The organism is Acidovorax sp. Root219 (genome assembly GCF_001428665.1).
GTDB lineage: Bacteria > Pseudomonadota > Gammaproteobacteria > Burkholderiales > Burkholderiaceae_C > Acidovorax.
Genome location: NZ_LMIJ01000018.1, coordinates 21,472 through 33,956, shown reverse-complemented (window position 1 = coordinate 33,956; position 12,485 = coordinate 21,472). Strand labels below are relative to the sequence as shown.

Sequence of the window (12,485 nt, the reverse complement as noted above, 5' to 3'; positions counted from 1 at the left end):
AGCGCTTTGGCAGCATCAACGCCGAGAACCTGAAGAAGGCGCATGCGCTGCTCGAATCGGGCACGGCACGCGGCAAGGTGGTGCTGCAGGGGTGGGCATGATGGCCGGGGGCGTGAGGGTGAATGCGGGCGCGCTCCATCGGCGCGCCTTTGCAGCCGCCCTGGTGGCCGCCCCGGCGCTCTGGCTGGGCGCCCGCGCGCAACCCGCTGCCGCGCGCATCGCCACGCCATCGCAAACCGAAGGGCCCTTCTACCCCGTGCGCCTGCCTGCCGACGCCGACCACGACCTGCTGCGCAATGGCCGGCTCAGCTACGGCGGCGGCCAGCCGGCCTGGCTGGACGGCACGGTGACCGACATGGCGGGCAGGCCCGTGCGCGGCGCGCAGGTCGAGATCTGGCAGAGCGATGCCGATGGCCACTACCACCACCCGGGCGACTGGGGCAGGGCGGACGCCGCCTTCCAGGGCTTTGGCCGCGTGGCCGTGGCGCAGGACGGCAGCTACCGCTTTCGCACCATCCGCCCCGTGCCCTATGCAGGGCGCACCTCGCACGTGCACTTCAAGGTGCGGCTGGGCCAGCGCGAGCTGCTGACCACGCAGCTGTATGTGGCCGGCGACGCGGGCAACGCGCGCGACCCGGTGTGGCGCGGCCTGTCAGAGGCCGAACGCAGCGCCGTCACCGTGCCGTTTGCGCCCGGCGCCGATGGGCTGCAGGCGCGGTTTCCCATCGTGGTCGCCGTCTGATTCAGTGCATTCACCTTCCTGCCGCAGTACCCATCCCGGGCTGTTCACAACCCATCCCTCGAACGAGAGCCTTATGAAATACCTCCCTGCCATCAGCGCCCTCGCCCTGGCCAGCATCACCTTCTTCTCGCAGGCGGCCGAGCCGCTCAAAATCAGCGTGGTCACGGCACCGGAGACCAGCTTCGGTGTCAACGCCACGCTGGTCACCGGCGACAAGCAAGCCATGGTGATCGGCGCGGGCTTCACGCGGGCGGATGCCCTGCGCATTGCCGCCGCCGTGCTCGACAGCGGCAAGGCGCTCAAGACCATCCTCATCAGCGATGCTGACCCCGACTACTACTTCGGCGCAGAAGCGCTCCAGGCGCTTTTCCCCGATGCGCAGGTGGTAGCCACCCAGGCGGTGGCACAGGAAATCAGGGAACACATGCAGGAGAAGATGAAAGTCTGGGGCCCACGCCTCGGCGCCAACGCACCCAGGCGGCCGGTGGCGCCGCAGGTGCTGCCCACCACGGTGCTGAGCGTGGACGGGCACAGCGTGGAAATCCGGGGCACCACTGGCGAGCTTGCCAACCGCCCCTATGTCTGGATTCCTTCGGCCAGGGCCATCACCGGCAATGTGGCGCTGTGGTCCAACCTGCATGTATGGACCGCCAACACGCAGACACCTGCCCAACGCCTGGCATGGCTGGCGCAGCTGGACGAGATGCAGGCGCTCAAGCCCGCACTGGTGGTGCCGGGCCACATGAAAGTCGGCGACGCGCTGGACGGGCGCTCCATCGACTTCACCCGCCGGTACCTCAAGCACTTCATAGCGGCCATCCCTGAGGCCAAGGATTCGCAGGCACTGTCGGGGGCACTCAAGAGGCAGTACCCGGACGCGGGGCTGCCGATCGCGCTGGACATCGGCGCCAAGGTGGCCAAGGGGGAAATGGCCTGGTAGCACGGGCGGCGCGGAAGCGCTTGATGGGATGGAGCAACTGACGTGGCCACCTCAAACTCATTCGTCTTTTTCAATCCCGGCCAAGCACGCCCTTATTGCACTTGGCATGATATGGACGACTGGTACTTGAGCGTGGCATTCCCCACGGAAAGCTCGGAGGCCGAGCCAACGCGCAAGGTGGTTTTCAAGCCAGTCCTTTTGATATATGAGGGCTCCTTGGTCTTCGCCGCCTCGTCAATCTTGGACATCTCCAGCATTTCGGCGAAAAGCTTGCCGGTCTGGTTCTGCAGGTAGACGGTAGCCACCGTGGCATTCCGATGTCCAGCTGAGCGGCCGACTTGCGCTGCCACCAGATAGTCTCCAAACAAAGTGGGCCTGTATTTGTTGCCCACTGGCAGAAATAGACCGTCCTGCACCTTGATCATGCCCATCGCTTCAAAGCGGCGTTCAAGCGAAATCGCGTCCCCCAAGAGGCTGTTGCACTGAATCGATTCAGCGACATCCTTTCTCGCCTCCCATGCCTGCACATCTGCGTCTGTAAGGCGAAGAGGCGTGTGTGCAGAAGCGGCCAAAGCCACGAAAAATCCGCCAAGGATTGAGATTATCTTAAAGTGCACGAATTTCACGATCTTCAGCTCAAATGTATTTTCATAATTTTTTTCCGGCTTTTCCAATGCCTTCAATATATTTATTCAAATTTTCCTGCAGTTCTTCATCAGTGCCTTTGTAGAAGGCGCCCATGATAAAAGAACAACCTGCCATGATGAAACCAATGGTGTAGGCAATTAGAAATGTATGATTAAGCCCGCGCTCCAAACTTGTTCCTTTCAGGTCGGGGGCGGAGAAATAAAAATATGCCGCATAACACAGAATGGCTGAACCAATCACGACACCGGGCACCGGAAATGCCTTTCCAAACATGGCTCCACAGCAGGGTATCAAAACGACAATTGCCATAAAGGCGAAAAATGCTTTCGAAAAACCAAGTACATAATGAAGAAATGCAAAAATCATCAGGAGAATAATGGCGGCCAGCGTCATTTGAAAAATAGCCTTCGAAAGAGAAGTTCGCTCACTCTCACCCGAGTCGCCATCAACCATTCTGGCATCTGAAGAACTTCTCTGCAGCAATTCGGATTTTGCGACTTCGCGGGGTATCGAGCTGAGCTCGCCATGCGCCAGTCGGTGTTCAATCTCTGCGGAATCCATTGCCTTGTACAGTTTCTGCAGGCTGGCTATTTTTTTGGGGTCAGTCATGATTATTTTAAGAATTTCAATGGCCGCTCAAGCCCCGACAGGGACACAACGACAGGGATCATGAACGCTTCTGGTGCGACGAACCCAAGCATCCTCGATCGCCCCTTGCACTGCGTGATTTTTCTCCTTGCGCGTCGAGGGCAGGTACCCGAAGTACCTTGTGGCGATACGCAGCCCGGTGGTGCAGACCATCCGGGAGCAGGCCAGGGATCCACCTGCGTGCCCTTGCCCCAAGCACCCGGTGCCTGGCCAATCAGTTCGTCTTCGCGAGGCGAAATCCTGTTTCGGCATGTCTGATTTGCGCTGCTTTGAAGTCGCGACTGTGGACGCTGGCAGAGCCCGCTCTCCAGTCCACCCGACCACCACGCACGGCGAGGAATTCGCATCGTTTGAGACCTCTCCCCGAATTCATGCACGCCCGCAGCAAAGTATCCGCATAGATCCCCCTTTGTCCGTGATCCGAAGCGCTTGATGGGATGGAGCAACTGACGCAGCCGCCTCAAACTCAATCGTATTTTTCAATCAAGCCTAGCAAGCCTTTATTGCCCTTGGGACGATTCTGAGACTGGGTTCGCGCGTCAGGCCAAGCCTTAATTTGCAACTATGGATATCGGCGGTAAAAGGATGATTCAGATCTAAAAATAACTTGATCCGTGCTATCAAATACAACGTATTCGATGCTTGCATTTTTAAACCGTTCTGTGCAAGTCTCGAAGTTATAAATTTTTCCATGTCCGGGTAGAATCTCTCCCCTATATCTCCATGAGATTGCGGGTGCCGGTGTGTCCTCAAATCCAATGTCGCAATGCTCCCAGGTACCGGCTACAGGCAGCACACGGGAGATTTGGACCTTAATCGGTTTATTTGATCGGTTTCCAATGAGAAAACCCGAACCACTTGGACTCACGCTGAGCATGGACGGGATGACACCTGGTGCGGCGTGAGGAGTTTGCATCTTCAAAGCAAAAATTTCCCCCAGTTCCTTAGGCGTGAATTGTTGTGCGCCTCCAGCAACTGCATTATGATTTTCAGCAGACGAACGGATGGCCAAGGCGTTTTTTTGATACTGTTCTGATTTTGCAGAGCTGATTTGCATTGGCAGCACAAAGCCAAAAAATGCAATTAAGAATGGCGTAAAGACAGCCATAACCCGTGCGACAGAAGGAAGTGGACGGGCTCCAACCATCACGAAAAAATAGCCCAGCGTTATACCCAATATAAGAGGAAATATTGTGATCAGCATAAACAGCGTACCACCAGCGCCCAAATCTGTCTTTGGTACGACATAGAGGTAATACCAGCGCACGAACATGGCTCCCCACAATCCGCCAGCAACAAGCCCTATGATGTGCAAGACACCCTTAAACGGTTGCGGATCATTTTCAACCATCAATTTCTTGTAGGCACCAGCTGATCTTGAATGATTGCGCTCGGATCTATTTTCTGGTTGTGATTTTGTAAGTTTTGATAGCACGATTGCTATGGCAATAAAAAAAACTGCTGCGTAATACAGTCCTTGATAAAGGTTTCTGTCTTGCTTCAAGTGATCTTCTGGTTTTTCAATTACAACTCCGTTGAGTTCTAACCCCCAGACACTGCCTTGCAAGCCGGCACCTTGATAGGTCACTTTGACAATTGAATCCTTGGGTGCGTTATTTATTTTATCAAGTCGGTCCTGCTCATAAACTAATTTGAAGGTAATGTCAGAACCAAAAACCGTCAAAGATATTTGCGGCGGGCTGCCCGATCTGTACGCACCACGAAGTGGGTTGCCAGTGCTAGGGTTGCCCGGGTGGTAATATGCGTGCTTAATACGTCCAGTAACAACTTTGAGTTCGTTTAAGTTACTAGGCGTGGCAATGAAAATAAAATTGGCTAGCATGAACGCAATAAAACTAATTATCAGGAATGCGACAAAGAAAAATCGTTTAATGCTAGCCATATGCTAAATATTTAGTCTGATAAAATCACTCTCTTGGACTGCATAATCCTAATGCAATCTCCGAACAGCTTCAGTCATATCGTCAACGTATTCATTCAATTTATCGTCAAGCTCATCATCAGTACCTTTGAAAAATGCGCCCATCAAGAAAAAAGAACCTAGTATGACGTATCCCATGGTGTACACCGCCAAAAAAACATGAGTCAGCCCGCGTTCTAGGTGATCTCCTTTAATTTCGGTGGAAAAATAGAAGTATGCTCCATAAACAATAATGGCTGCACCGATTAAACCACCAAATCTCGGAAAGGACTTTCCAAACATTGCAGCGATGCAGGGTAAAACAAATACAACGAAGATAGCAACGAAAACGCCGTTTGACCACCCCATTACAATCCGCAGGAATGCATAGCCAAGAAAAATAATCAAAGCAGCAAGCGAAAGTTGGAATAATACACCTGAGTCTGAAATATTCGGAATCTTAGCCGCCTCGGAATCAACACCGCTGGCATAAGCAGCACTCCTTCGTTCCAACTCCGATTTTGCAACTTCGCGGGCTATTGGACTCAGCTCACCATGTGCCAGCCGATATTCATTTTCAGCGGAATCCATTGCTTGATAGATTTTTTCCAGGCTGGCTATTTTTTTGGGATCGGTCATAAATTTTCAAGAATTCCAATGGCCGCTCGAACCCTGACATTGACACAATGACATGGAGACTGCAAGCCATCCGAGGCGACGACCTCCAGCATCCTTGATCTTCCCTTGCATGGGCTGATTTTTCAGCCTGCGCGTCGCGGACGGGTACCTGGAGTAGCCTGTGGCGATACGCAGCCAAGTGATCTAGGACCACGCGAGAGCCTCGCCATCACCTTCCGGCAGGGTCTTGCTCGCCCAGGGCGCGCAAAGGGCCAGTCTTGATCCCAGGCGCCCCCTGTACATGCCCCCAATGCTCAACCGGTCAGTTCGTTCGCGCGAGGCGAAATCCTGTTTCAGGATGCCAAGCCCTAGGGAATCTGGAGTCGCGGTATGTTGCTGTTGCGCGGTTACGCCACTGCTCGACCGAACCACCGCGTACAACGATGAATTTGCACCTGTTGAGCCCTCTCCCCTGTGCGCGATCGTTTGGACCCTTCTCCCGTGCGCTGCCATCAGTTGGCGCACCCTCATACGTTTGGTGCCAGCAGTCCGCCGTCCATTCTTCTGCATTGCCTGACATGTCGTAGAGCCCGAAAGCGTTGGGCCTTTTCTTCGCAACGGGGTGGATCTTCTGTCCGCTGTTCTCCCTGTGCCAGCCTATCGGATCAATATCATTTCCACCGCAATACATATCCGTGCTATTGCCCGCCCGGCAGGCGTATTCCCACTCGGACTCTGTAGGCAAGCGATACCCCGGCCCATCAACACGATTTAGCCATTCGATAAAATCGTCTATCTCCTGGCCATCGATATATCGTACAGGAGCGTCATCACTAACACTGTTATGTTTTAGAAAACCAGTGTCATTTAGCTTCTTTTCGCCTTCCCGTCCAATTGATGAAAGAAATTTCTTGTATTGAAAGACAGTGACTTCCGTCTTACCCATCTGAAAGGCGGGCACATCAACTGCATGTGCCGGTATTGCAGGCCGTCCTGTTTTCTTGGCCGACTCCGCATTATCACCCATCATGAACGTGCCACTGGGCAAAGAGATCATAGTAATTCCAATACTATTTATCACTTCCGGCAGCTTCGGCTGTTTTGGTCTGGCTGGCTTGCAGGCTGCGAGACCAATTACAAGGATTATGAGCGATGCTCGCAAATAAAACCGATGGATTGATCGCGTGTGGAGCGCATGGTTCGTCATAAAAAAGCAAATGGATAATTGACTAGCGTGGACATTGGCTCAAGGTATCTTGACCAGTCGAACACCTTTGTCCATGAAATTGGGAGCGTCCATGTCCTTCTCGATGGACATGCGAAAGGTGGCCTTGGTACTATCGTGCGACCGAGTTGCGCCCCCCCTGAACATCCGGGCATGGCAGTAGCCGCCGTCAATCCAGGCACTCCCATCGTTTGGTGCGCCGACGTAGTTCCCATGCCAGCAATCCTGAACGTACTCATTGGCATTGCCCATCATGTCGAACAGTCCCCAGGCGTTGGGTTTTTTGCGGCCAACAGGCTGTGGACCGTAGGTGTAACCCCCCATCCATGCCAACTCCATGAAATCGCCATCGCCGCAATACTCCTTGTGCCTGCCACCTGCCAAACAGGCATACTCCCACTCAGATTCACTCGGTACCCTGAATCGATTCGCAGTGAGTACTTCAAATTTTTCAGCCAAAAGTTCGGCATCTTCTCGATAAAGGTTGACTACCGCTCGATCAGGCCCCAAATAAGTATTGCACTTCACAGCGCATGGATTCTTGCCAACTATCTTTTCATACTCAGCTTGCGTAACTTCATATTTACCGAGATAGAAGCCTTTCAAGCAAACTTCATGAACTGGCTTTTGATCATCCCTGCTCTTGTCAGATCCCATGTTGAAGCACCCGCTTGGCACCCACACAAATTGCATCCCGGTCGTCGCTTCTATCCAAATCGTTCCTGCAGCCGGTTCAAATAACTTCTTTTCCCCATCAGAATACTTGACAGCAGCGACTGTCAAGATTAACAAAAATAGCCCACCAGCCAATACACGCAACATGCGTTATCCTTTAACTCAAGAAATTCCACGTCCGGATGACAGAGCCGAATGATCGGTTCATGCAACCTCAAAATCCGCTCGACCGGCAAGGCCGGCCAGGGGTGTTCGCCATGGGCGGCGCGACCAAACGCTGTCGGGACTGTGGACAAGGTTTTGCACGCTGCGCTGCCGTTCCCGGATGGCTTGCACCTCTGGTTTCCAGGCGGCAAATCCCAGCAGGTAGCTCAAGCCCAGGCTGCTCCAGCCATTGAATTCTTGCTGTGCACGCTGCGCAGCAGTGAGAGCCAGCTCGCGGGCCTCCGGCAGCGTGATCCAGTCTGCCAACCAGGCAAAGGAGATTACGCCTTGGGCACGGGTCAAATCCCAGCCTTTGACACCATGCACTCGCAAGAACTCACGGTTATCCAGCACCATGCGGCCAAACACCCCAAGTTCATCGTCCAGCAAGCTGCGCACTTCGGCCTCGGATTTATCAAGCATCGGAACCCAGTTTTTCTCAAAATTGGCCTGCCCCATCCTCATGTTGTTCAGGTTATCAATGGCTTTCAGGGCGTCTTCGCGGTTATGGACACCCCACCATTCCCGCAGCACGTCCCTAGATTCCTCATAGAGTCGAGGTGATTTTTCTCGGCCTGCATAAATATCGTTGCTAACGCCATTTCTTTCGTTCAGCACGGCGTTCATGCTCCAAGCCCAAAGCAATGGCGGATCATCTTTTTCGCGGATCAGCCGTTGCTTGGCTCCTGGCAGCAAACGCTGCAGGCGAGGGCGATTTTCTTTGTCCTTGGGCTGAGCGCTTGCCCAGGGGGCCGCCGATGCCGCGCCTGCGGCGATCAGCGTAGTCATAAGGGTTCTGCGATCCATGGTTACCTCAGCTATCAATCTATATTTCTTCAAGCATTGATGCTTAAAAGCGTGGATGCGAACGCCATCAGCGCGGCGAGGGCCAGCAGCCCGAGCCTTAGAAGAACATGTCGCCATATGCTGTCGTTCACGAAGTAAACCGCCAGGTCTTGCGACATCGGGACGGGACGAAGCGGGCTCACGCTGGCCAGCCCAGGATTGCCGACAGGAACCCAGCCCACGAGCCATGCCGGGAGGGCAAACAGAAGCCGACGCAGTTGGCCCAATAATTCGAACTTGTCACCCCGCGTCCATGCCATGCGCATCATCCAGGCATGGCTGGTCAAATGGGGGATGAGGTAACGTTGGCCCAGGATGTGGGCGCGAACCACATGCCGCAAAGCAGCCTTTTCATCGCAGGCCAGCAAGGCGGATTTCATCATCGCGATTTCATGCCGATAGGCCAGCCGTGCTGACCTGAACCTGGGCACTGCGGGGGCATGATGAATGTCAGTCATGAGGAAGGATTGGATCAGTGCAACCCGCCCAAGTCTTGAACAAACCGGCTACCGCCGCCCATGATCCCCAGGGCATGGGCGTTCGCCCCCACGAAGGATTCGCTGATGCTGGCGACAACGCCAAGGTCCCAGAGCAGGCCGGCGTGCCCTTGCTGTGCCTCGGCCGTGGGTGGGGTACCTACTTGGGGCCTGTTCAGCAAAACAGGCCGCACAGCCATCATCTGATTCAGATCGCCTGGTCGCCGTCCACTGCTTTTGAGTTGAGTGCTGGAGACTACAAGGTGCGAGGCATGGGCCATGTGGTGGATGCCGGTGCGTCTCACTGCATGCAATCCGCCGAACCGGTTCGGCTGCTGTTCCTCGATCCAGCGATGCCGATTGCGCGTGGCTGGCGTGCGATTTCAGGCGGAAACGTTTGCGAGTTGGATCCCGTCCAGGTGCAGCAGCTGGAAACTCGCCTGCAGCAATGGATTCACGCAAAAGCAGACGATTCCAACGATCCACCTTTGGCAGGAACTCGCGAACAAGCACTGGCCGAATGGCTCAGCGCAAAGCTGGACCAACCACTGCGCGCGTGCGATGCTGCGCAGGTACTTGGATTGTCGGAGGGGCGCTTTCTGCACTGGTTCACGCAGGTGCATGGTTTGCCTTTTCGACCCTATGTACGATGGCTCAGGCTTCAAAAAGCCCTTCGGTGTCTCGCCGAGGGAGCCACTCTGACCGAGGCTGCATATGCGTCGGGTTTTTCTGACAGCGCTCATCTGAGTCGCAGCTTTGCGGCGAGCTTCGGCATCGCGCCACGAGGCCTTCAGCGTGTGAGGATTCGGTTGTCCAAGTCGGCTGGGCCCGATGTGGCGGGGGTCCTGACGCCTTAGGCGGGCCAACACAGGCCAACGACGCGGGCTGCATTTGGGCATTACCGCTGGTCTTGCTGTTCAGATGGCCTGGAATACGCAGGCGGCGAAGCGGTGTTGTGCAATCAGCCCTTGCGCGGCGCCTCGCTCCATCTGCCCGGGGCGCCAACAGCGGCGACATCTTCACGAACCGGCCCAAGGCGCTTTCGATCAGCCCGTCGGCCTTGGGCATGACGAGTCCGTGCAACGGCACCCAGATCACCGAATCGCATCATACGAATTTGCCTTCAACCGTATAACGTCGTTGAGTCGCCTTGCCGTGCTGAAGCACTGTCTGCGGCCCCCCGCCTAGTTATCCGATTGCATGCAAATCCGTATCAAGCGCCAGCGCGGGCACTCAAGCCATGCTGAAATGCGCTTGCAGCAGCTGCTCTTGCGGCGACGGCAATGCATTGTCGGCCTGAACTTCCAGCGCCACCGTAGCGCCGCCATGCCACGCCAGCGCGCCCCGCCTGGTGTCGAACCACAGGCTGGCTTCTTCAAACTCGCGCTGCTGGCGGGGCCCGGTGGCTGCCATGCTGACAAAGCGCAGCGGTACTACTTGGGCCGTGCTGATCCATGCCCACTGGTAAACCTGATCCTTCGGCGCACCGGCGGCCATGCCGAGCCGTTTGACTTCGGCCAGCCAGCCGTGGGCGGAAACGAACAGGTAGAGAATTTTGAAGTGAGGGGACATGCCGTGATTGTCTGCGCCACCCGGCTTGGGCCATGCGTATGCGCGTTCAATTCCCCTGCCGACGGGCGCTGGCCCCGTGCCAATCTCCACCACCGGCGAGCCTCGCTCCAGGCATGGCCCTAGCCCCCTCTGTCGATGCGAAGGGCGAGAATGACCGAGGTGTTTGTCCTGGTGACTCCCTCGATGTCCCCAATTTGATCCAGCAACACGTCAAGCCGCGCCGTGTTGTCTGCCCGAAGGGTGGCCATATAGTCAAACTCGCCGCTGACCGACGCGAGCTGCAGCAACTCGGGAAACTTCGTCAGCTCCCGAATGACTTCCCTGCCGGCCTTGGGCTGCACCACGATCCCTACAAATGCCTGCACGCCCCGTGCGACTGCTTCGCCTCCCAGGCGCACGGAGTAACCGCCGATGAGGCCGTTGGCCTCGAGTTTTGCAAGGCGTGCCACGACCGTTGTTCTGGCCACGCCGAGCCTGCGGGCCAGGTTGGCAGTGCTCTCGCGCGCGTTGGCCTGCAGCAGCGCAATCAGCTCCCGATCGAACTTGTCGCGCAGCAGTGTTTCGGGAAGGTTGGTCGGCGCGTTCATGGTGAGGGGCGAAAGCCAAAAAGAATGACAAGGTGACGATTCGGCGGAATTGTCTGCCATTACGGCGAAAATCTATGCCATTTCGTCGAACTCATGCTTTTTTTCGTCATGGGGTTTCAGAACACTGGGTGGGTCTCCACCCCCAATCTCGTTCTGAAGGAAATTCGCATGAAAGTAGCTCTTCTCGGCGCAGGCCACATCGGCCAGACCATTGCCCAACTGCTGCACACCAGTGGCGACTTTGCGTTGACGGTCTTCGACCGTGACCAGGCAGCATTGGATCGGTTGGCCCAAAAGGGCATCCGTACCACGTGCATCGACACATCAAGTGCCGAAGAACTCACGAATGCCCTGGACGGACACACCGCAGTGGTCAATGCGCTCCCGTACCACCTGGCGATTTCTGCTGCCCAGGCGGCCTTGCGCGCCCGTTGTCACTACTTCGATCTGACGGAGGACGTGGCTGCAACCCAGGAAATCAAGCGCCTCGCACAGGACGCTGACACTGCGTTCATGCCGCAATGCGGTCTTGCCCCGGGCTTCATCGGGATCGTGGCGCACCACCTTGCCAGCGGCTTTGAGGCTCTGCACGACGTGAAGATGCGGGTGGGCGCGCTGCCGGCGTTTCCCACGAATGCGCTCAAGTACAACCTGACGTGGAGCGTGGATGGCCTGATCAATGAGTACTGCCATCCGTGCGAGGCGATACACGACGGTCGGGTGATCTCGGCCCTGCCGCTGGAGGGGCTGGAGCACTTTTCGCTGGACGGGGTGGAGTACGAAGCCTTCAACACATCGGGTGGCCTGGGAACCTTGTGCGAGACGTGGGACGGAAAGCTGCGCAACCTCGACTACAAGACGGTGCGCTACCCAGGGCATCGCGCGTTGATGCAATTTCTGCTGGACGAGCTGCAACTCAAGAGCGACCAGGACACGCTCAAGACCGTTCTTCGGCGCAGCATGCCCGCCACCATGCAGGACGTGGTGCTGGTCTTCGTCACCGTATCAGGCACCAAGAACGGCTCGCTCGTGCAGGAGGTATTCGCGCGCAAGATCTTCGCCGAGCGTGATGGTGCGTACCCGTTGTCCGCCATCCAGATCACAACCGCTGCGGGGATCTGTGCGGCCCTGGACCTGTTTCGGGAACAGAAGCTGCCCCAGCGCGGGTTCATTCGCCAGGAGCAAGTGGCCCTCCCGGACTTCCTGGCCAATCGCTTTGGCCGGGCGTATCAGCAGTACCGCCAGGTTGAATCGATTGGCTGAAGGGCCTTAGAGCCTGTTGTACGCTGAACCAGCTGCAGCACCTACCTCACGTATCCTGCATTTCGGCTGGTAGCCGCTGCATAGCGCGCAAAGTGCTACCCCAGCGTTTTTCGAGACCGA

Annotated in this window: 14 protein-coding genes; 4 read left to right on the top strand and 10 right to left on the bottom strand. The window is 56.2% G+C overall.

Annotation, left to right across the window (positions count from 1 at the left end; translation table 11 throughout):
• The first annotated feature begins 97 nt into the window (after positions 1-97).
• Together ASE28_RS19475 and ASE28_RS19470 are read left to right on the top strand one after the other, a co-directional pair.
• Positions 98-742, top strand: a complete 645-nt coding sequence (locus ASE28_RS19475) for a protocatechuate 3,4-dioxygenase (RefSeq protein ID WP_200963973.1) — start codon at positions 98-100, stop codon at positions 740-742.
• A 73-nt stretch (positions 743-815) separates the two neighbouring features.
• A complete protein-coding gene (locus ASE28_RS19470; RefSeq protein WP_057268114.1) occupies positions 816-1,682 on the top strand; it encodes an MBL fold metallo-hydrolase in 867 nt (288 codons plus the stop codon).
• Between the two features lie 92 nt (positions 1,683-1,774).
• On the opposite strand, the gene ASE28_RS19465 is transcribed toward ASE28_RS19470, so the two are convergent.
• From ASE28_RS19465 to ASE28_RS19450, 8 genes are all read right to left on the bottom strand, one after another.
• Positions 1,775-2,365 carry a hypothetical protein gene (locus ASE28_RS19465; protein ID WP_157422052.1) on the bottom strand — a complete coding sequence of 197 codons (591 nt, stop codon included), beginning with the start codon at positions 2,363-2,365 and terminating at the stop codon, positions 1,775-1,777.
• Positions 2,331-2,939, bottom strand: a complete 609-nt coding sequence (locus ASE28_RS32195; protein WP_157422051.1) for a hypothetical protein — start codon at positions 2,937-2,939, stop codon at positions 2,331-2,333. Before ASE28_RS32195 ends, ASE28_RS19465 begins: the two co-directional genes overlap by 35 nt.
• Positions 2,940-3,540: 601 nt before the next feature.
• A complete protein-coding gene (locus ASE28_RS32190) occupies positions 3,541-4,881 on the bottom strand; it encodes a hypothetical protein (protein ID WP_157422050.1) in 1,341 nt (446 codons plus the stop codon).
• Positions 4,882-4,929: 48 nt separating this feature from the next.
• Complete coding sequence (locus tag ASE28_RS32185; RefSeq protein WP_157422049.1) at positions 4,930-5,538, bottom strand: hypothetical protein; 609 nt, start codon at positions 5,536-5,538, stop codon at positions 4,930-4,932.
• A 301-nt stretch (positions 5,539-5,839) separates the two neighbouring features.
• Entirely contained in the window at positions 5,840-6,574 is a 735-nt protein-coding gene (locus tag ASE28_RS31580; RefSeq protein ID WP_162262266.1) for a formylglycine-generating enzyme family protein, read from the bottom strand.
• Between the two features lie 189 nt (positions 6,575-6,763).
• Positions 6,764-7,564 carry an SUMF1/EgtB/PvdO family nonheme iron enzyme gene (locus tag ASE28_RS31575; RefSeq protein ID WP_082608162.1) on the bottom strand — a complete coding sequence of 267 codons (801 nt, stop codon included), beginning with the start codon at positions 7,562-7,564 and terminating at the stop codon, positions 6,764-6,766.
• Between the two features lie 57 nt (positions 7,565-7,621).
• Positions 7,622-8,410 carry a DUF1266 domain-containing protein gene (locus tag ASE28_RS31570; protein WP_162262265.1) on the bottom strand — a complete coding sequence of 263 codons (789 nt, stop codon included), beginning with the start codon at positions 8,408-8,410 and terminating at the stop codon, positions 7,622-7,624.
• A gap of 47 nt (positions 8,411-8,457) precedes the next feature.
• Positions 8,458-8,925 carry a DUF3703 domain-containing protein gene (locus tag ASE28_RS19450; protein WP_082608161.1) on the bottom strand — a complete coding sequence of 156 codons (468 nt, stop codon included), beginning with the start codon at positions 8,923-8,925 and terminating at the stop codon, positions 8,458-8,460.
• A gap of 17 nt (positions 8,926-8,942) precedes the next feature.
• Here ASE28_RS19450 and ASE28_RS31565 point away from each other — a divergent pair, with 17 nt between their 5' ends.
• Positions 8,943-9,800 (top strand): helix-turn-helix domain-containing protein, encoded by an 858-nt coding sequence (locus ASE28_RS31565; RefSeq protein ID WP_157422048.1) that lies wholly within the window; start codon positions 8,943-8,945, stop codon positions 9,798-9,800.
• 376 nt (positions 9,801-10,176) lie between these two features.
• On the opposite strand, the gene ASE28_RS19435 is transcribed toward ASE28_RS31565, so the two are convergent.
• Positions 10,177-10,515 carry a hypothetical protein gene (locus ASE28_RS19435; protein ID WP_057268107.1) on the bottom strand — a complete coding sequence of 113 codons (339 nt, stop codon included), beginning with the start codon at positions 10,513-10,515 and terminating at the stop codon, positions 10,177-10,179.
• A 119-nt stretch (positions 10,516-10,634) separates the two neighbouring features.
• Positions 10,635-11,102, bottom strand: a complete 468-nt coding sequence (locus ASE28_RS19430; RefSeq protein ID WP_057268106.1) for an Lrp/AsnC family transcriptional regulator — start codon at positions 11,100-11,102, stop codon at positions 10,635-10,637.
• 168 nt (positions 11,103-11,270) lie between these two features.
• On the opposite strand from ASE28_RS19430, the gene ASE28_RS19425 reads away from it, so the two are divergent.
• Entirely contained in the window at positions 11,271-12,365 is a 1,095-nt protein-coding gene (locus ASE28_RS19425) for a saccharopine dehydrogenase family protein (RefSeq protein ID WP_057268117.1), read from the top strand.
• Positions 12,366-12,485 lie beyond the last annotated feature (120 nt).

Excerpts from the sequence above, each read along its gene's own strand:
- ASE28_RS19475 (WP_200963973.1), top strand. The coding sequence starts at position 98 with ATGATGGCCGGGGGCGTGAGGGTGAATGCGGGCGCGCTCCATCGGCGC.
- ASE28_RS19470 (WP_057268114.1), top strand. The coding sequence starts at position 816 with ATGAAATACCTCCCTGCCATCAGCGCCCTCGCCCTGGCCAGCATCACC.
- ASE28_RS32195 (WP_157422051.1), bottom strand. The coding sequence starts at position 2,939 with ATGACTGACCCCAAAAAAATAGCCAGCCTGCAGAAACTGTACAAGGCA.
- ASE28_RS32190 (WP_157422050.1), bottom strand. The coding sequence starts at position 4,881 with ATGGCTAGCATTAAACGATTTTTCTTTGTCGCATTCCTGATAATTAGT.
- ASE28_RS32185 (WP_157422049.1), bottom strand. The coding sequence starts at position 5,538 with ATGACCGATCCCAAAAAAATAGCCAGCCTGGAAAAAATCTATCAAGCA.
- ASE28_RS31580 (WP_162262266.1), bottom strand. The coding sequence starts at position 6,574 with ATGATCTCTTTGCCCAGTGGCACGTTCATGATGGGTGATAATGCGGAG.
- ASE28_RS31575 (WP_082608162.1), bottom strand. The coding sequence starts at position 7,564 with ATGTTGCGTGTATTGGCTGGTGGGCTATTTTTGTTAATCTTGACAGTC.
- ASE28_RS31570 (WP_162262265.1), bottom strand. The coding sequence starts at position 8,410 with ATGACTACGCTGATCGCCGCAGGCGCGGCATCGGCGGCCCCCTGGGCA.
- ASE28_RS19450 (WP_082608161.1), bottom strand. The coding sequence starts at position 8,925 with ATGACTGACATTCATCATGCCCCCGCAGTGCCCAGGTTCAGGTCAGCA.
- ASE28_RS19435 (WP_057268107.1), bottom strand. The coding sequence starts at position 10,515 with ATGTCCCCTCACTTCAAAATTCTCTACCTGTTCGTTTCCGCCCACGGC.
- ASE28_RS19430 (WP_057268106.1), bottom strand. The coding sequence starts at position 11,102 with ATGAACGCGCCGACCAACCTTCCCGAAACACTGCTGCGCGACAAGTTC.
- ASE28_RS19425 (WP_057268117.1), top strand. The coding sequence starts at position 11,271 with ATGAAAGTAGCTCTTCTCGGCGCAGGCCACATCGGCCAGACCATTGCC.